The sequence below is a fragment of the Neisseria sp. P0014.S009 genome, assembly GCF_051958155.1.
GTDB lineage: Bacteria > Pseudomonadota > Gammaproteobacteria > Burkholderiales > Neisseriaceae > Neisseria > Neisseria flavescens_C.
The window spans coordinates 1-238 of record NZ_JBQCVS010000246.1; the positions used below are offsets into that span (position 1 = coordinate 1).

The following is a 238-nucleotide window of genomic DNA, read 5'->3' on the forward strand; positions in this document are numbered from 1 at the left end:
CTTTCGCACCTCAGCGTCAGATTCGGACCAGTAAGCCGCCTTCGCCACCGGTGTTCCTCCAGATATCTACACATTTCACCGTTCCACCTGGAGTTCCGCTTACCCCTTCCGACCTCGAGCCACGCAGTATCGGATGCCATTCCGCGGTTGAGCCGCGGGATTTCACATCCGACTTACGTAGCCGCCTACGTGCTCTTTATGCCCAGTGAATCCGAATAACGCTTGCGCCCTCTGTATT

At 56.3% G+C, this 238-nt stretch carries 1 rRNA gene; it reads right to left on the reverse strand.

Annotated elements, in window-relative coordinates:
- Positions 1-238, reverse strand: a 16S ribosomal RNA gene (locus ACTHS4_RS12515); the annotation flags it as partial.